The sequence below is a fragment of the Colwellia psychrerythraea 34H genome (genome assembly GCF_000012325.1).
Classification (GTDB): domain Bacteria; phylum Pseudomonadota; class Gammaproteobacteria; order Enterobacterales; family Alteromonadaceae; genus Colwellia; species Colwellia psychrerythraea_A.
Window position 1 is genome coordinate 1,507,897 of sequence record NC_003910.7, and the last position, 18,296, is coordinate 1,526,192.

The window sequence follows — 18,296 nt, forward strand, 5'->3', positions numbered from 1 at the left end:
AAATATAGTTTATATATTTGTCTTTTTTGCTTTTTGGGTGTTCAACTACGGCTGTTATCATTTTTATTTTGATTTATACCAATTCTATTAAATTTATTCCCACCTCAGAGTTATGTCAGAAGAGTTATAACAAATAAAATCTGTGCTGGTATAGTCATTCTATATCTAACAAGTTTGTGCAGTTATTGCTTTTCTGACAAGCTCCCAAGGGCGAGTTTAAAAGGCTTACATACTGTGTTATTGATTTTGATAAGGACGCTGCATGGATGCAGCTAATTAGAGAATGCAGGAGCACACTCTCCTGAACAACCATTCTCTTCAATCAATGCCTTGTCTCTAAGCCTTTTAATATTCGCTGAGTGGGAAATAGCTTAATAAACTTGGTATTGTCTGATGTTTTGTCTAAAAAATGCAGTTTTCAGCTTATAAGTTATTTTCATATCCACGGGTTCATGCTATTTTCCCTGCATTGTGTTTAAAACAACATTGTTTAAAATAAATTCAGAGGAAGTCATCTTATGCCAAAGGCTAGTGATATAAAGAAAAATGCAGCAATAGAGCACAACGGTAAAGTGCTAATTGTTAGAGATATTACCCGTTCAGTGCCGCAAGGTAGAGCAGGCGGAAGTTTATATAGAATGCGTTTATACGATGTAGTTACAGGCGGTAAAGTAGACGAAACGTTTAAAGCTGAAGATATGTTGAATTTTGCTGATTTAAGCCGTCGTCCATCAATGTTTTCTTATATTGATGGTGAAGAATATGTCTTTATGGATAATGAAGATTACACGCCGTATAACCTAAATAAAGAATCAATTGCCGATGAAATTCTATTTATCGACGAAGAGACTCAAGGGATTTCTGTGATCATCGTTGATGATGCACCAGTAGGTATTGCTCTACCTGCCAGTGTTGAACTACTCATTACAGAAACTGACCCTTCTATTAAAGGTGCTTCAGCGAGTGCTCGTACAAAACCAGCGCTGCTTTCTACAGGATTAACTATTCAAGTACCTGAGCATATTTCAACGGGTGATAAAGTTAAAGTAAATACAGAAGAGCGTAAATTTATGGGTCGAGCTGACTCTAAGTAAAACGCTTTTGTTCTGCTATTTCTAATTAGTTACAACTAAAAAATGCCCGATTATTCGGGCATTTTTATATCTGATAGCAGGGCTGTAATATCTATACCCGTCATCAATCAAGATGCATGTTTCAGAGTGTTTGAGTAATATCAATTCAAGGCGCTGTGATGAAATAATGGCAATTCCCTTATAAATCACAGCAACGATGAAGTGATGTTGCTCAAGCGCTTCTTCGATGGGTTTAAAATGACTTTATTCGGCGTTAAATAATCAAAGCATAGAGTGACTATGCTTAAATTATTTGTCTTGCCTAAAGTCATGTTAATTCCCACTGAAATCCTGCACTTTGAATGGTAACGGGTATATACCCAAGCCTCTTGAATATCCTCGCTTCAGAAATACTGTTCGAGCCATAATTAAGGGCGGCGGGTATAACGCAAATAACTATTAGAACAAAAAAGGTTACATCATGAGTGATTCAATTTATTCGATCGGTACGCAAGGCCAGCCCTGGACAGATGAAGATAAAGATTTATGGCTTAGCAAGCAAGTTATAAAGCGTAGTTATCAAGATGAAGTACTGTCAAAGTTTGAGTCAGTAACTTCTTCATTTGACATGATTCAGTACGGTAGTTTGTCTATTGATGAAAGTAGATACCCTTTATACGCCATGAGAAGTAAAAATTGGCAAAGTAAGAATAAAACCGTGCTAGTTACTGGCGGGGTACATGGGTACGAAACCAGTGGTGTTCAAGGTGCGATCCGCTTTTTAGAAACAAGTGCCAAGGACTTTAGCCAACGCTTCAATATCATAGTCGTACCTTGTGTGAGTCCTTGGGGCTATGAAACTATTAATCGTTGGAATAATGAGGCGATTGATCCAAACCGTTCATTCTACCTTGATAGCCCAGCCCAAGAGTCTGCGGCATTAATGTCTTTCATTAATGAACTTGATGTTAATATTGCTATGCATATCGATTTACATGAAACCACGGATACGGATAATAGTGAGTTTAGACCTGCGCTTGCTGCACGTGATGCCATTGAGCAAAAAAACTGGAATATTCCTGATGGTTTCTATTTGGTTGGAGATTCAACTAAACCAGCAGCTGACTTTCAAGGTGCAATCAATCAAGCGGTAGCAAAAGTAACTCATATTGCGCCAGAAGATAGTAATGGTAAATTGATAGGCGTTGATATTGAGCAATTTGGCGTTATAAATTATGCAGGTAGAGAGCTAGGTTTATGTATGGGATTAACTGATGCACCCTATGTTACCACTACTGAGGTTTACCCAGACAGCCCGCTAGTTGATGATGAGAACTGTATCACGGCACAAGTTGCCGCAATATCTGCGGCAATAACCTTTATTTAATCGTGTCAATTTAATCACGTTAATTTAAATTAAAACGGCGACTTCGTAATACGTAGTCGCCGTTTTTTAACTGTAAATTAGGGGCGTGGTTATCATTTTTAATAGCGCACGGCTAAATCATCCACTTGAATATTACCAAATAAACGGCCATCTGGTGTCGTTGCCGTTGCTGTTTCTCTAGATAGCTTAGTTACTTTAACCTTGTAAGGGCTTAAGTTATAGCCAGCATAAGGCTTTCCTGAATTACTAGTAAAATTGGTTAGATGTAGCAAGCTAAATTCATCACCGATTTTTAAGCCATGATCTCGACCTATGTTAATCGTAACTTGATTTCCTTCAACTTGAATGATTTTGCCTCGACTAGGCTCACACATAATGTTTTCATCGATATCCTTAATGACTTTATCAAGAATATTTTCCACCATTATTCCATATTCACTTTGCCAAAAAGAATTACCATCTACATCAACCTTTATACGTTTGGTAAAGGTCCATGGGGCAGTATTTTGATAACGTTGTTGCCAAACCAATTCTCCATTAACACCATTATATAAATAGAAGGTTATAGCAAAATTTCTTGGGTATACACCTTGTTGCCAGAACGACCAACTATTAGTTGCTTGTTTATCGAACGAGACATTAGTGATTTCACTGAACATTATATATTGGCTATCGGTACTATCACTCAAAGAACGAGTTAATAGAGATATTTCATCACTTGCTAAGCTGTCATTAAGGCGTGAGAATTCAGTTTTATTACTGAGTATGCTGCTCGTTTTAGTAAAGGTACTTTGCTGGTTAAGTTGCACGGCCAGTTTACGCATAACCGCTTTATCAATTAGGTAAATTTCTCCTATATTTGCTTGTTCTCTTTGTAGCAAGTGACTACGTGTAATTAACAGAGACTTTTTAAAGTTTACTGCAAAACACTTTTTCTCTTGAGGAAATATATCGGCTCGAATTGTCACCGTAATGAGGTTGTCGCTATGTATTTCATCAACCAATTCAATAGAGTTGACACTGCCACTTGCTCTTATACTGATTTGATCTTGCGTGAGTAAGCCATTGACTACTTGCTGAACACTAGAAACACTAGCACCTGATACAAGCAGCGCTTTCTTAAGTGCGTTTTCCATCGCTTTGGTACGTGCAAGCTCAACACTGATATCATTGGTACGAGCATGACCTTGGGTCTCATACCATTGACTGCTAGCAGAGAAACTGCATGAAAAGCTGACGATGAAAACTAACGTTGTGATGAATTTATACATAAGTCTGGTTATTTTCCTAACTTGGTTCTAGTCATATTAATTGTTCAACAGTAAGGACTAACACCCATTAATACGGGGTGATAACTATAATAAAAAATACGATGCATATTTCATGCCTCATCACTTCGTATTGTTACTATTGCATTAGATTTACTTTGATAGGTATTATTGGCTTAAAATGTGCATCTGTGTATAGATAAATGTATAAATTAACATACTGTGACTAAGGCTAAATATGGTACTTAGTTTTAAAGGGGAATATCATGAAAAAATGGCTTATACCATTGATTCTGCCAGCTTTACTCTCGTGTGAGACCACACCTGATGAGGGGTTTTATCAAACTACTCATATTGAAAAAGGTGAAATTGATAGTTACCAATTACCACGACATGCCATCAACGATGTAGTAAAGGGCCTAGCTTATCAAATGCTGACGAGCAGTAGCTTTGTTAATGCAAAAACCCCGGTAGCGGTAGCTTCTTTTGTTGATCTTAAAGATCTTGAAACGACTAACTGGCTTGGTAATCAGCTTGCAGAAAGCTTTGTGCATGAGCTACAGCGACATGGTTTGGTCGTTATAGACTTTAAAACTACAGGGCATATTCGTGTAACCAAAAAAGGTGATTATGTCTTTAGTAGAGACTGGCAGGAATTACCTGAACGTCAGATAATTGACTACGTAGTCTCTGGCACTATGGTTGAGCAGGAAGATGGCGTTTTAGTCAATGCCCGTATGATAGGTATTCAATCAAAGGTTGTAGTTGCTACCGCTCAGTCATTTATCCCTGCTTGGGTTTTGGGTGATGAAATGAATCATAGTGAAAAAGTGAAAATGAAAGACGGTATGATTATACGCGATAATACTATGTTGCATAACGATGAACGTGCTGTGATTATACAAAATTAGTATTCTCTTCACTATTCCAGTTTTTATCTATAAGAGTGACATCATAATGCTATTTTATCAGCGATTACTATCAAAGGAGTACCTATGAATAACTCATTGATTAGATCCATCCTTATTTTGAGCGCACTTTTTTTGATCAGTGCCTGCTCCCTTATTTACGATAAGCATGTGCAGTGGGAAACAGTAAAACCAGAAATTTTTCCTGTGCTTTATGCAACAGGCTTTGCCCCCATTAGTATGCAAAGATCAACCCATGAAACTCAGCGGATGCTGATGGCCATTAAAGCGTCAAAAATTGCCGCTTATGCGGAGCTAGCTGAGCAAGTATACGGCCAACAAGTTTCAGGCAAGGTCACTATGGCCGATTTACTCATTGAAGATCAGCAGTTAACTGCTTCAGTACAAGGTATCATTCGTGGGGCTAAAGTTATTAAAAGCTATCCTGTGGGTGACGTTTATACTACTGAGCTGCAGTTAAATTTTGAAGATGTTTACAATATTTATCAAGCAAACCAAAATAGAAAAGAAATTAAAGACGTGACACACTTTTGATTTAGCATGCTAAAGAAGAACACATAAAAAAGGCGTTAATCTGTAGGATTAACGCCTTTTTTATTTTTTAAGCAGTAATTAATATTTATCTCTAGGGTCTTAGTTTTTAACGCTAAGCTTTTAGTCCTAGGCTAGAGAGTCCAGCGCTCTTTTTACCTTTCTTGTCATAGGTAATTGCACTCTTATTATGGTTTTCTAATAAGCTGGTTTTCATGCGTTCTACCGCAAGTTGAGACTGTTGAATGATTTGTCCGTTGATTAAGTTTTGCTGTTGGCAATGAGTTAATAAATCGGTTATTTCAGCAAGTTCTTGAGTCAATTTTCCTGCGGCTTTATCTTGAGCAAAACGCTGATTTTGACCTATTGTTTGGTCAAGCTGTTGAATTGCAATTAGCAGCGTATTTTTTTCTTGGCTGATGGCTAGCAAGGCTTGTGGATCATGCTGCTGTAAAATATGCTTTTCGTTAGCAATGATCTGGGCAAGTGTAGTTAACTGCTGATGTTGTTGTACAAGCAGTTCATTGGAGGTTAATCCTTGAGAATCTGGCCCTAGGGACATAAAGTTTGCCTTTGATTTTACTATAAATGATGTATTTACAGTCTATCGTTAAACAAGCTTAAATTCAAAGTTAGCAATACTCGCTGCTAATTTTTCTGGATTAATTTTATAGTCACCAGAGCTAATTGCTTTTTTCAGCTCATCAATCTTCTTTTGATTAATCACGGGCGCATCCACCGCTTTTTTTTGTAATTCATTAAGTTGCTTTGCTTGCGGAGTAATCGACACAGAATCTTGTCCTGAGCTTTTTACTTGGGCATTGTTCGATGCCGTTTGCGCAGAGTGCTGCTTTACTTTATTTTGTTGGGCTTGCTGAACTTGATTGCTAGCATTCAAGTTATTGATATTTATAGCCATAATTTCATCCTTTAACAATGAAATGATATTTCAAAAGAGTTCTATTGTCTTGTTATCGGCCATAGGCGTAATAACTTTAGTTAAAAATAGATTAAATTATAAATAACATTTTGAGTCGGTTAACAACGATATTATTTATTAACCCTACCTATGTGTATATTTCTTGATTATAGATGAATTATGACTTGGTTAATACCTTTGACACGAGGGGTGATCACTTTCTTTGAGCGAGTATTTTTGACTCTTATTTGTTCATTAATATTTCCAGAACTCAACGCGACTCCCTGGGTTTTGATACTAAAGTTGTCGGATGAAACAATAATAGTTACGACATCACCTTTACAGATTAAACAAATACTTCTTTTACTGATGGCTCTACCTTTGGCAATTCGCTTTTTCGCTTTAGCACCAAAAACAATATTTGTATCAGTTAGTTTGTTGCCGCGAATCTTATTAATGGCTATAAAAGCAAGCTCGACATTACTTTCGTCAAGTTTATCTCCTTTACTAATTGTATTTTTTGCAATTAAAACTGCTTTAGTTATTTCAACTTTTGCCGATAAATATATTTTCCACTTTATTGATTCATCACAGCTAATTTTAACATTTACATTTATAGCGCCATTCTTTTCAGGTATATTTGCAGTTAAGGGAATTTTACAGGGTTTAATCGTAATTCTAGGGTCTAAATGAGCGACTGAAATACGCACCTTTTCTTCTTCAGTTGAAGGAAACTGCTCTGTTAAATAATTTTTTGCAAAACGCTCAATAAAAGCACTGTCTAGCTCAGTTGCAACCGTAGTTGTTTGCTTAATGAGCATTAGGAATATAAAAGTTAAAAAAAGTTTGGTAAAGCGCATATATTTTGTTATCTATCGTTAAGTAAATGCAAATAGTCGTCTATGCTAAACTTGGGTCAGCAGTGTGAAATAAAGTTCTATCATACGTCAAGTTTCAGACGCTTAGTGTGATTATCAACTCTATATATTAAATACAATTCAAGAACTGTGCCTTATATGTTTATTAGGTTAAACATAATAATTACTACAGTCTTACATGAGGTTCATATGGCAGGCATACTCGATTCAGTAAACCAGCGTACACAACTTGTTGGCGAAAACAGGTTAGAATTGTTACTTTTTAAACTTAATGGCAGACAACGATTTGGTATTAATGTTTTTAAAGTGCGTGAAGTTATGCCATGTCCGCGGTTAACTCTGTTACCTAAGCAAGATAGCTTTATAAAGGGTGTTGCACATATCCGAGGACAAACCATTTCAGTGATTGATTTAAGTTTGTCAACGGGCGGGCGGGCAATTGAGCAAACCGCAGAAAGCTATATTATTATTGCCGAATATAATCGCAGTGTGCAGGGGTTTCTTGTTGCAGGTGTTGAACGAATCGTAACACTAAGTTGGGCAGACGTGATGCCACCACCAGAAGGTGCAGGTAAATCTAGCTACTTAACTGCGGTGACTGAAATAGACGGTCAGATGGTATCAATATTAGATGTTGAGAAAATTTTAAATGAAATTAGTCCTGTTTCTACTGAAGTGAGTGAAGACATCATCGATGTCTCTATCGGTGAAAACTTAGGCGATAAGCTGGTGATGATTGCAGATGATTCAACCGTTGCAAGAAATCAGGTAAGAAGAGCATTAGAGCCGTTAGGTATTAATATGGTTTTAGCTAAAAATGGTCGTGATGCTTTAGAGCAATTACTGGCCATTGAAGCGACTTGTGAAAATTGCATCACCGAAAAAGTGGCGTTGATGATCTCTGATATCGAAATGCCTGAAATGGATGGTTATACTTTAACCGCAGAGGTAAAAGGTAATGATCGCATGTCAAAAATGCCAATTATTTTGCACACGTCGTTAAGTGGTGTATTTAATAATGCGATGGTGGAAAAAGTTGGTGCAGAAGATTTTATTCCAAAATTTCATCCAGATGAGCTAGCAACTGCTGTGAAGAAATGGTTAAAAATAGAAGATTAACTCTGAGTATACCCGCTCAACTTGAAGATGCTCGTTTCAGGAAGTCTGAGCGATTCATCATTAAGGCACATGTTTTATTAAGGGTTATTCCCTTAAAAAGAAATGTAACGCAGAGCATGATTTGCCCAGCCTTCCCCAAGGGGATGGTTTAGAAACGCTTTATGCTGCGTTATTGATTTCGACAAGGGAGCAACCATTCTCTTCAATCAATGCCTTGCCTAAAGGCGTTTCTAATTCCAGCTGAATCATGCATATTCAAGTGGAACAGGTATATAGCTGAATAGTTGTTATCGAAAGTTAACGACGACTCTCCAATTGATGGAGGGTTTAGGAAAATACGAAATAAGTAGGAAGCAATAGTGTCAGCAAGAGAACTCGATGAAAAAAGTTACAACCAATTTAGAACCTTCTTAGAGCAGCAATGTGGCATAGTACTCGGCGAAAATAAGCAATATTTAGTTAAAAGCCGATTAGCGCCATTAATGGCTAAATTTGAGCTTAGTTCATTGACAGAGTTAGTCAATCGTACGTTAACTCCTGTTGAGCGGCAAATGCGTGCCGCGGTTATAGATGCTATGACCACTAATGAAACCTTATGGTTTCGTGATGACTACCCTTTTAAGTTACTTCAAAGCAAGTTGCTTCCTGATTTTGCCAATCGTAAAACACCGGTTAAAATTTGGTCTGCGGCAAGTTCTTCTGGTCAAGAACCATATTCCATTGCGATGGCCGTGTTGGAATATCAACAAAAAAATCCTGGTGCATTCCCACGTGGAGTACAAGTTATTGGTACTGACATATCAACGACTATGTTGGAGCATTGCAAATACGGTCACTATGATAGCCTAGCGCTTGCTCGAGGGTTATCTGCTGAGCGAAAGAAACGCTTCTTTGAGCCGGGTGATAACGGTATGTTGAAAATAAAAGACGAAGTAAAGAAAATGGTAAGCTTTAGACCACTTAATTTACTCAATAGTTATAGCCTAATGGGCCGTTTCGATATCGTATTTTGTCGTAATGTATTAATTTATTTTTCCCCAAAGATAAAAACACAAATAATTAGTCAAATTCATGGCGTGTTGAATAACGATGGCTATTTATTTTTAGGCGCTTCTGAGTCTTTATCTGGAATAAATCAAGATTTTACTATGCTACGCTGTAATCCTGGTATTGTTTACCAGAAAAAATAACGCAATCTCTCCACCCCGCTAACAGCCATTATTCCTTGCTGTTAGCCCTCTCATTCTAATCTCATACCTAACGCTGTATCCTCTATTGATTTACTAACTGGCACAAATTTTGTATTCCTTTTAGCTAATCGTTAATCATTGTGAGGCTAATATGGCTATAGGTTTTGATAAAGGCTTTCAACTGCATACACAGGGTATGCTTATTCGCTCTCAACGTGCAGAAGTTATTGCCAGTAATATTGCCAACGCAGATACCCCAGGCTACAAAGCTAAAGGGCTAGACTTTAATCAAGCACTAGCACAAGCGGCAAATAAGCAGAAAATGGGCATGTCTCGCACCAATGATAAACACTTTGATATACGAACAGAGTTAAATAATTCCGTCGATTATCGTGTGCCTAATAACCCTGACACAGGTGACGGTAATACGGTTGACGTACAAGTGGAACGAAACTTGTATTTAAAAAACTCAATGGAATATCAAGCAAGCATTCAGTTTCTTAATGGAAAAATTAAAGCCATGAAGAAAGTTATCAGTGGAGGTCAATAATTATGAGTCTTTTTAACGTATTTGATATTACCGGTAGTGGTATGAGCGCACAATCAGTCCGCCTAAATACTACCGCGAGTAATATTGCCAACGCTGATAGTGTTAGTAGCAGTGCCGATAAAACTTACCGTGCGAGACACCCTGTTTTTGCCGCTGCCATGCAAGAAGCTGCCGCAGGGCAGGGGAAAAGTGATGGTAGTGGGGTTGGTGTAAACGTTTTGGGTATTGTTGAAAGTGATAAACCATTGAATGTGGAATATGCACCGAGTCATCCTATGGCTGATAAAGATGGTTATATCTACAAACCGAATGTTAATGTCATCGAAGAAATGACTAACATGATTTCAGCATCTCGGTCGTATCAAACGAATGTCCAGTTAGCAGAGTCTGCCAAGAATATGTTGAATAAAACATTACAGTTAGGGCAGAGATAGTCGTGGCCTTGACTGAGAAACGTAAAAGTATGGAAAACATGATGATTTTAGCTTCACGTTCATATCAAAACAACGTGCAACTGGCTAACTCAGTAACAAATATACTTAATGAAGCCTTAATTTTAGGTCAAAGGTAAACGCAATGATTACTACTAAAACTGCCTCTGCAGAGGCTCAGGCAGCAGCTACTGCAGCTGCTGAAGCTGCTAGACAACGACTAACTCTTACTACTCCTGAGATGAGAGCTGCTGCTCAAGAACGTGTAGAACGATCAAACATTAAAATTAGTGATGGCAGTGAGGGGATGCTAACGCAGTCTGACTTTTTTGCCCTACTCACTAAAGAGCTTGCGAATCAAGACCCAACAAAACCAGTTGATAATAATCAGATGATCTCGCAAATGACAGCCTTCTCTACGACTGATGGCGTAAGGACACTTAATGATTCTTTTGGTTCATTTGCTGGTTCAATGACCTCTAGTCAAGCATTACAAGCTTCATCATTAGTTGGACGCAGTGTTTTAGTGGAAGATAATGTATTTGGTATGGCAGAAGGTGAAGCGGTTAAAGGGAAGTTGGTATCAGATAAACCTGCCAGTAATGTGAAGATTTATGTTGAGAATGTTGCCGGTGAAGTCATTCAAACCGTGCCTGTTGGTGATGTTAAAGCAGGCGGATTTACTTTTACTTGGGATGGGCAAACGGCTAAAGGTGAACCAGCAGAAGCAGGCGCTTATCGTTTTCGTATCGTAGGTTTGGTCGAAGGTGAAGCAGCTGAATTAGAAGCCCAAACCTACCGTAAAGTTGATAGTGTTACGTTAGCAGGTAGCGGTGGGAAAATAGTGCTTAACCTTAATGGTGGCAGTGCGATGGCACTAGAAGATGTGGTTGAAGTATCTGAAGGCGACATTTAAGTGTTTAATAAAAAAGTAAGCAGAAATTATAAACTTTACCTGACAGCTTAAGTATCGAGCAGTACAGGTGTTAAGCAAAATATTGAATTTTAAAAGGATTAAATTATGTCATTTAATATCGCATTAAGCGGGTTAAACGCTGCACAAAAAGACTTAGATGTTTCATCAAATAACATTGCCAATGTAAATACGGTTGGTTTTAAAGAGTCACGCGCCGAGTTTGTTGATGTATATGCATCATCATTGTTAGCTGCAGGTAAAACGAAAGTAGGTGATGGTGTTTTAACCGCAGATGTTGCACAGCAGTTTTCTCAAGGTAGTATTCAATTTACCAATAATGCGCTTGATTTAGCTATTACAGGTAATGGATTTTTTGCCACTGTCCCTGAGCTTGGCTCTTTAGAGACGTCTTATACACGAGCTGGTCAGTTTAAGTTAAATTCAGATAATTTTGTTGTTAACTCGCAGGGGGGGCATCTTTTAGGCTTTCCTGTTAACCCTGATGGCTCATCAGCTTCAGTAAGTTTAAGTACTGCAGAGCCGATTCGCATACCTACGGAATCGGGTACACCAACAAAAACTAGTGAAGTTGATGTACGAATGAATTTACCTGCGGGTGCTGGCTATATTACTAGCGCACCGGCTAATTTTGATCCCGAAGATCCACTCACCTTTAATAGCTCAACTTCAGTCACTATTTTTGATTCATTAGGTAAGAGTCACATTATGACCTACTTTTTTGTTAAAGATGACCCAGCAGTAGCACCGAACCAATGGATGATGTTTGCGTCTGTTGATGGAAAACCTATCGACTTAGCGGATGACCCCACTGTGCAAGCAACAGCGGAGGCTGCTGTCGTGACTGCACAAGCTAATGTAGCAACGGCTCAAGCTTCAGTAGTAACGTCGCAAACAACCTTAAATACAACACAAGCTACGTTAAATACAGAAGAAGCGAACGTCATTACAGCACAGGCAACATATGACGCAATAGTAGGAGTGCCAACAGCTGCACAAGATGCAACATTAGCTGCAGTTATTGCAACGAGAGATGCGGCAATCATCACAAGAGATGCTGCTTTAAATGCGCAAACCGTATCAGAAACAAACCTAACAAATAGCTTGGCAATTGCAAGCACAGCAATATCGGCTACCACCCCTGAAAGTGGTACAGGAACAAAAGGGGCACGCTTAACGTATAACTCGTCTGGTGATTTTATTTCTCAGTCCCCATCGCCAACTAATGGTGGTATTCGAACGGTTGATTTTTCTAGCCATTTACCCAATGGTGCTGATCCAACCCAAACGGTTAAAGTTGACTTTAATTTAGATACCGCAGGACCGAACCCGAATGAACCTACTCAGTTTGCTTCAAATTTTGAAGTAACCGCTTTAAATCAAGATGGTCTAGCGGTAGGCCGATTAACCGGTATTGAGATTGGCGTTGATGGCTTAGTTAGAGCGACGTATAGTAATGGTACTTCTCAACCCTTATCTCGCATTGCTATGGTGAATTTTGCCAACGAGCAAGGTTTATCACAAACAGGTGGCAGTAACTGGAAAGAAAGTCTTGTTTCAGGGAAAGCCCTTGCGGGTGAAGCGGGCTCAGGTACTTTTGGTACCATTAACTCCTCAGCATTAGAGCAATCGAATGTGAACTTAACCACAGAGTTAATTGACTTAATTTCAGCACAACGTAATTTCCAAGCTAACTCGAGAGCTTTAGAAGTTGATAACCAGCTGAACCAAACTATTTTACAAATTAGATAATTAGCAAGATAACTAATTTGCTAGCAAATTAACGCTAGTCTTCGCTCTACCAAAAAAGCTGCTAATTAAGTACGTAATACTTAATTAGCAGCTTTTTTATTGTTATAGACCCAAAACCACTTAAAAATCCATTTACATTTTATCACTCGATTAATTTTGACAATAGCTGGCACTCTATTTGCATTTGCTAGGTATAACCTTTTACTTTTTTGGAAATACATTATGGATAAGTTGCTTTATATCGCCATGAGTGGCGCTAAACAAAATATGCAAGCCTTATCAATCAATGCCAACAACTTGGCGAATGCTAAAACGACAGGCTTTAAAGCTGATTTAGCACAAGCGCGAAGTATGCAAGCATTTGGCGAAGGATTACCTTCGCGTGTTTTTTCAATGACAGAACGTGCTAGCCAAAATTTTGACTCTGGATCTATTCTCCATACTGGTCGCTCTTTAGATATGGCTATTGAAGGCGAAGGTTTTTTTGCCGTACAAGCCGAAGATGGGCAAGAAGCTTATACTCGTGGCGGTCACTTTCGTTTAACAGAAACGGGTGCATTAGAAACCAATGATGGCGAATTAGTGATTGGTGAGAATGGACCAATCACCCTGCCGTTACCGATTAACAATATTCAAATCTCTCGCGATGGCACTATCATGGTTCAGCCAGCAGGTGCACCTAGCAGTGTTCAAGAAGAAGTTGGTCGTATTAAACTGGTTAACCCAGACACTCGACTTGTTGATAAAGGTAATGATGGTCTTTTTCGTGCCAAAAATGGTGGCCAATTAATTGCAGATGTTAATGTCAATGTTCTTGGTGGCGCACTCGAGTCGAGTAATGTTAACCCTATTAATGAAATGACAGACATGATTGCCTTACAGCGTCAGTTTGAAATGCAACTAAAAATGATGAAAACAGCAGAAGAAATTGATTCAAGTGCTTCTTCATTATTACGTGCTTTCTAAGCATAGCAATCTATCAGTCATGTTTAGCTTAACTAAAATTAACTCAGCTAAACGCTACTACTCAATCAGAGGTGATGTATGAACGCAGCATTATGGATCAGTAAAACAGGCTTAGATGCGCAAACCAAAGATATTGCGGTAATCTCTAACAACCTTGCCAACGCCAGTACTATCGGCTTTAAAAAAAGCCGTGCAGTATTTGAAGATTTACTTTATCAAAATATAAATCAACCAGGTGGTCGAACTGCGCAAGATACTGAAGCGCCTTCTGGCTTAATGTTGGGTGCTGGTACCAAAGTAGTCGCAACACAAAAAATTCATACCCAAGGTGACATGATTACCTCAGATAACGCCCTTGATTTAATGATTCAAGGTGAAGGTTTTTTTGAAATTCAAATGCCTGATGGTAGTTCTGCTTATAGTCGTAATGGTCAATTCACCATGGATGATGAAGGTAACATGGTTACCCCTGGTGCAGGTTATATGATCCAACCGCAAGTGACTATTCCTGAAGATGCCTTGAGTATTATTGTTTCACAAGATGGTGAAGTTTCAGTGACGTTACAAGGACAACCTGATCCAGCAGTCGTTGGCCAAATCAACTTAATTAACTTTGTTAACCCTACAGGCCTTCAACCGATAGGACAAAATTTATATACCGAAACTGCGGTAAGTGGAGCACCACAAGAAGGGGTTCCGGGTTTAGAAGGTTACGGTATGTTAGTTCAGGGTGCTTTAGAAACATCCAATGTAAATACCACGGAAGAGCTGGTTAATTTAATTGAAAGCCAGCGTGTATATGAAATGAATTCGAAAGTGATTTCAGCGGTTGATGAAATGCTGAGTTATATCAACCAACAAATGTAGCATTATTTTCGTAATCTAAAAAATGGAAGGCAGTGATGAAAAATAAAAATAGGCTAAATACAATTAAGTTACTTTCAATCAGCTTATTAATTGCTGTTACTACCGCTTGTAGTAATACCGTAGAGTTAAGTAAAGCACTACCCAATGATCCAGACTTTGCGCCGATAATGCCTGAAGAAGAAGAAGAGCGCATTGTTCCTTCTGGTTCATTATTTAAACCACATTATGTTAATAATATTTATTCAGATTCTAAAGCGCACCGTGTTGGCGATATTATTTCGGTTATTTTGAGTGAAAAAACCCAAGCGAAGAAAAATGCTAAAACAGAATTGAAAAAAGCAAATGAAACTAACTTAGATGCGGTAACCGGTTTAGGTGGAGTTCCCGTAAGCATTAATGGTGAGTCATTACAGTTTGGTATCAGCCAAGATTCAAATTTTAAAGGTGACGCCAAAGCGGATCAAGGAAATAGCTTAAGCGGCAATATTTCGGTGCATGTATTGAGAGTGTTACCCAATGGCAATTTAATGATACGTGGTGAAAAATGGTTAACGTTAAATAATGGCGATGAATATATCCGCTTAACTGGCGTTATTCGCTCAAAAGATATTAATTCCAATAATACTATTTTATCTAACAAGGTTGCCAACGCACGCATTCAATATGCAGGTACGGGTAGCTTTGCCGACTCCAATGAACAAGGTTGGTTGGTTAAGTTTTTCAATAGCACCTGGTGGCCATTTTAGTTGAACCACACGGTAAAAGTATTCCTCCTGTTGTTTTAAGATCTGAGATAAAGGTCTTATTTTAAGATATTTTCTAAGGTGTTTTTAAGGTACTAAAGTATGAAAACTGTAATAAATATATTTATCTTGTTCACCTTCTTGGCTTCGTTGTCAGCAAATGCTCAGCGCATTAAAGATTTAGCTGATGTTGCTGGTGTACGCTCAAACCAATTAATTGGTTATGGCTTAGTGGTAGGCTTACCGGGTACTGGTGAGCAAAGCCCGTTTACCGAACAAAGTTTTAAAACCATGCTAAGTAACTTTGGTATCACGATGCCAGATAAATTAAAACCAAAAATAAAAAACGTTGCTGCGGTAGCCGTTCATGCAGAGTTAAGTGCCTTTACCAAGCCAGGTCAAACTATTGATGTTACCGTTTCTAGTATGGGTAGTGCACAAAGTTTACGAGGTGGTACGTTAATACAAACTATCTTAATGGGGATTGATGGTAATGCTTATGCCGTAGCGCAAGGCTCTTTAATTGTCAGTGGCTTAGGGGCACAAGGCTTAGATGGCTCACAAGTCTTAGTGAATATTCCTACCGTTGGACGTATCGCCAATGGCGGTATTGTTGAGCGAGAAGTTAAATCACCTTTTTCCTCTGGTGATCATATTACCTTTAATTTACGCCACTCTGATTTTACTACCGCGAAACTGTTGTCTGACACGATTAATGACCTTATTGAAGGTTCGGCCAAAGCACTTGATGCAACGTCTGTACGAGTTAGAGCGCCGAGAGATATTAGTGATCGAGTCAGCTTTTTATCGGTACTTGAAAACCTTGAATTTGAACCCGCTTCTCCAGCAGCAAAAATTATTGTCAATTCACGAACGGGTACTATTGTTATTGGCTCAGAAGTTACATTGCTTGCCGCAGCTATTACCCATGGGGGAATTACAGTCACTATCAATGAAATTCAAGATGTTTCTCAACCGAATGCTTTTGCTGAAGGTGAAACAGTAGTGACCAATCAATCGGACATTAATGTCAGTAATTCTGATGCGCGTATGTTTGTATTTAAACCGGGCGTAACATTAGAAACCCTGGTGCGCGCAATTAATGAAGTAGGCGCAGGTCCTGGTGATGTTATGGCTATTTTAGAAGCATTAGATCAAGCTGGTGCGATACGAGGCGAGTTAGTCATTATATAGCTGAGCTTGTCGCTGTAGGGCTTAATTTAGGCGTCAAAAGTACTCACAAATTCTTCGGGAAATAATTTGCACATCCGAAGGATGACCTGAAAGGTGAAGTACAGGATGTATGGAGTCTTGACTAGCGTCAACTCCGTGCTTTTTCCTTTAAATTGAGTCATACAGCTTAAAAATAACGCGCTAATAACTAAACTGGCAATTGTTAATAGTTCAAAAGTTAAAGTCAATATTTTACGTGCTTATGCACAGACTTCAGAGACGTCATCCCCGTGGTGTGTTAATCGGGGATCCAGTTTCAAAATTTGATAGGTTTTCGATTAGATACTTCGAAGATCACGGTCACGCAAAGTCCTGAGTTAATAATATAGGCATGATACTTGTATAAACAGTAATTAATTATATTTTAAGTAAGTGAAATTATGGATATCAATTCAAGCCAAAAACAAAATTATGATCAAGCGCGAAATGCCCTTGATCTAAATGGTTTAAATGATATTCGTGAGCAATCGCGAGCAGGAGATGGCGAGGCCAAAAAGGAAGCTTTACAAGAAGCGGCCCAGCAGTTTGAAGCCATTTTTATGAAAATGTTATTGTCGAGTATGCGTAAAGCGCAAGAAGTACTTGAATCTGATAGCCCATTTAACTCTGAATCAACTAAGTTCTACCGTGATATGCATGATGAACAAATGGCGGTTGAGTTATCTTCTAATGGTTCATTAGGTTTGACTGATTTAATCGTTAGACAACTCGGTGGTGATGACGGGACTTTCAAACCAAGTTCAGTACTACGTAGTGATGGAAATTTGAAGATAACGGATAGTGCTAATTCTACCGATGATAACAACAGTAAAACCAATAAAGATAACCAACATAATTCCTTAATAGAAAAAATGTTGGCAGATAAAAATCAAATTAAACCAGATATTGATATTCCATTTGCGGGCAGCTATCACCCTCAAAATATTACTAGTAATCAAGTGAACAGTGCTGCAAGTCAATTTGTTATCCGCGAAGTGGATAAAAGAACAAATAAAGTTAATGGCCAATCAGAAAGCGTCAATAATTCAGCAGCTTTATCAAATCACAGTTTTGATGAACCCAAAGATTTTGTAACTGCTTTAATCGAACCGGCGCAAAAAGTACAAAAAACCTTAGGGGTTCCTTTTGAAGTTGTTATTGCCCAAGCCGCACTTGAGACGGGTTGGGGACAAAAAATGATCAAAGATCAAGATGGCGCCAGTTCAAATAACCTATTTAACATTAAAGCCGACTCTCGCTGGGCTGGCGATAAAATCACTAAAGATACTTTAGAGTTTGAACAGGGCGCTATGATCAAAAAATCAGAGCCTTTTAGAACCTATCAATCACTTACCGATAGTGTAGATGATTACATAAACTTCCTTTCTACTAGCGAACGCTACCAAGACGCATTGCAAGACTCAGGCAATGTGGAACACTTCCTGCAAGGTTTACAGAAAGCAGGTTATGCAACAGATCCTCAATATGCTGACAAAATTTTAGGCACGTTGAAAACTGTTACTAACCTTTTGGCTAAATAAATAGCC

At 38.5% G+C, this 18,296-nt stretch carries 19 protein-coding genes; 15 read left to right on the forward strand and 4 right to left on the reverse strand.

Annotation, left to right across the window (positions count from 1 at the left end; all coding sequences use genetic code 11):
• Positions 1–518 precede the first annotated feature (518 nt).
• Both yeiP and CPS_RS06500 read left to right on the forward strand, forming a co-directional pair.
• Positions 519–1,094, forward strand: a complete 576-nt coding sequence (gene yeiP / locus CPS_RS06495; RefSeq protein ID WP_011042301.1) for an elongation factor P-like protein EfpL — start codon at positions 519–521, stop codon at positions 1,092–1,094.
• A 460-nt stretch (positions 1,095–1,554) separates the two neighbouring features.
• Positions 1,555–2,460: a M14 family metallopeptidase gene (locus tag CPS_RS06500; protein ID WP_011042303.1), complete on the forward strand. Its 906-nt coding sequence runs from the start codon at positions 1,555–1,557 to the stop codon at positions 2,458–2,460.
• Between the two features lie 98 nt (positions 2,461–2,558).
• On the opposite strand, the gene CPS_RS06505 is transcribed toward CPS_RS06500, so the two are convergent.
• A complete protein-coding gene (locus tag CPS_RS06505) occupies positions 2,559–3,731 on the reverse strand; it encodes a flagellar assembly protein T N-terminal domain-containing protein (protein ID WP_011042304.1) in 1,173 nt (390 codons plus the stop codon).
• Positions 3,732–3,994: 263 nt separating this feature from the next.
• Here CPS_RS06505 and CPS_RS06510 point away from each other — a divergent pair, with 263 nt between their 5' ends.
• Complete coding sequence (locus CPS_RS06510; RefSeq protein ID WP_011042305.1) at positions 3,995–4,639, forward strand: FlgO family outer membrane protein; 645 nt, start codon at positions 3,995–3,997, stop codon at positions 4,637–4,639.
• A gap of 84 nt (positions 4,640–4,723) precedes the next feature.
• The gene (locus CPS_RS06515; RefSeq protein WP_011042306.1) at positions 4,724–5,191 is read left to right on the forward strand and encodes an LPP20 family lipoprotein; all 468 of its coding nucleotides are present in this window, start codon (positions 4,724–4,726) and stop codon (positions 5,189–5,191) included.
• A gap of 112 nt (positions 5,192–5,303) precedes the next feature.
• Here the strand turns inward: CPS_RS06515 and flgN are convergent, their stop codons facing one another.
• From flgN to flgA, 3 genes are all read right to left on the reverse strand, one after another.
• Entirely contained in the window at positions 5,304–5,750 is a 447-nt protein-coding gene (gene flgN, locus CPS_RS06520) for a flagellar export chaperone FlgN (RefSeq protein WP_011042307.1), read from the reverse strand.
• Between the two features lie 48 nt (positions 5,751–5,798).
• Positions 5,799–6,107, reverse strand: a complete 309-nt coding sequence (gene flgM, locus CPS_RS06525; RefSeq protein ID WP_011042308.1) for a flagellar biosynthesis anti-sigma factor FlgM — start codon at positions 6,105–6,107, stop codon at positions 5,799–5,801.
• A gap of 167 nt (positions 6,108–6,274) precedes the next feature.
• Positions 6,275–6,928 (reverse strand): flagellar basal body P-ring formation chaperone FlgA, encoded by a 654-nt coding sequence (gene flgA, locus CPS_RS06530; protein WP_238383595.1) that lies wholly within the window; start codon positions 6,926–6,928, stop codon positions 6,275–6,277.
• Positions 6,929–7,174: 246 nt separating this feature from the next.
• On the opposite strand from flgA, the gene CPS_RS06535 reads away from it, so the two are divergent.
• The 11 genes from CPS_RS06535 to flgJ all read left to right on the forward strand — a co-directional run bounded on the left by CPS_RS06535 (position 7,175) and on the right by flgJ (position 18,290).
• Positions 7,175–8,104, forward strand: coding sequence for a chemotaxis protein (locus tag CPS_RS06535; protein ID WP_011042310.1), 930 nt, complete (start codon positions 7,175–7,177; stop codon positions 8,102–8,104).
• A 359-nt stretch (positions 8,105–8,463) separates the two neighbouring features.
• Positions 8,464–9,294 (forward strand): CheR family methyltransferase, encoded by an 831-nt coding sequence (locus tag CPS_RS06540; protein WP_011042312.1) that lies wholly within the window; start codon positions 8,464–8,466, stop codon positions 9,292–9,294.
• Positions 9,295–9,445: 151 nt separating this feature from the next.
• The gene (flgB, locus tag CPS_RS06545) at positions 9,446–9,844 is read left to right on the forward strand and encodes a flagellar basal body rod protein FlgB (protein ID WP_011042313.1); all 399 of its coding nucleotides are present in this window, start codon (positions 9,446–9,448) and stop codon (positions 9,842–9,844) included.
• A 2-nt stretch (positions 9,845–9,846) separates the two neighbouring features.
• Entirely contained in the window at positions 9,847–10,278 is a 432-nt protein-coding gene (flgC, locus tag CPS_RS06550; protein WP_011042314.1) for a flagellar basal body rod protein FlgC, read from the forward strand.
• Positions 10,279–10,420: 142 nt separating this feature from the next.
• A complete protein-coding gene (locus tag CPS_RS06555) occupies positions 10,421–11,191 on the forward strand; it encodes a flagellar hook assembly protein FlgD (protein WP_011042315.1) in 771 nt (256 codons plus the stop codon).
• A gap of 105 nt (positions 11,192–11,296) precedes the next feature.
• Positions 11,297–12,961 (forward strand): flagellar hook protein FlgE, encoded by a 1,665-nt coding sequence (locus CPS_RS06560; RefSeq protein WP_011042316.1) that lies wholly within the window; start codon positions 11,297–11,299, stop codon positions 12,959–12,961.
• A 222-nt stretch (positions 12,962–13,183) separates the two neighbouring features.
• Positions 13,184–13,927, forward strand: a complete 744-nt coding sequence (gene flgF, locus CPS_RS06565) for a flagellar basal-body rod protein FlgF (protein WP_011042317.1) — start codon at positions 13,184–13,186, stop codon at positions 13,925–13,927.
• A 78-nt stretch (positions 13,928–14,005) separates the two neighbouring features.
• Complete coding sequence (flgG, locus tag CPS_RS06570; protein ID WP_011042318.1) at positions 14,006–14,794, forward strand: flagellar basal-body rod protein FlgG; 789 nt, start codon at positions 14,006–14,008, stop codon at positions 14,792–14,794.
• A 35-nt stretch (positions 14,795–14,829) separates the two neighbouring features.
• Positions 14,830–15,540 carry a flagellar basal body L-ring protein FlgH gene (flgH, locus tag CPS_RS06575; RefSeq protein WP_011042319.1) on the forward strand — a complete coding sequence of 237 codons (711 nt, stop codon included), beginning with the start codon at positions 14,830–14,832 and terminating at the stop codon, positions 15,538–15,540.
• Positions 15,541–15,639: 99 nt separating this feature from the next.
• Positions 15,640–16,731 (forward strand): flagellar basal body P-ring protein FlgI, encoded by a 1,092-nt coding sequence (locus CPS_RS06580; RefSeq protein WP_011042320.1) that lies wholly within the window; start codon positions 15,640–15,642, stop codon positions 16,729–16,731.
• A 419-nt stretch (positions 16,732–17,150) separates the two neighbouring features.
• Positions 17,151–18,290 carry a flagellar assembly peptidoglycan hydrolase FlgJ gene (gene flgJ / locus CPS_RS06585; RefSeq protein WP_011042321.1) on the forward strand — a complete coding sequence of 380 codons (1,140 nt, stop codon included), beginning with the start codon at positions 17,151–17,153 and terminating at the stop codon, positions 18,288–18,290.
• Positions 18,291–18,296 lie beyond the last annotated feature (6 nt).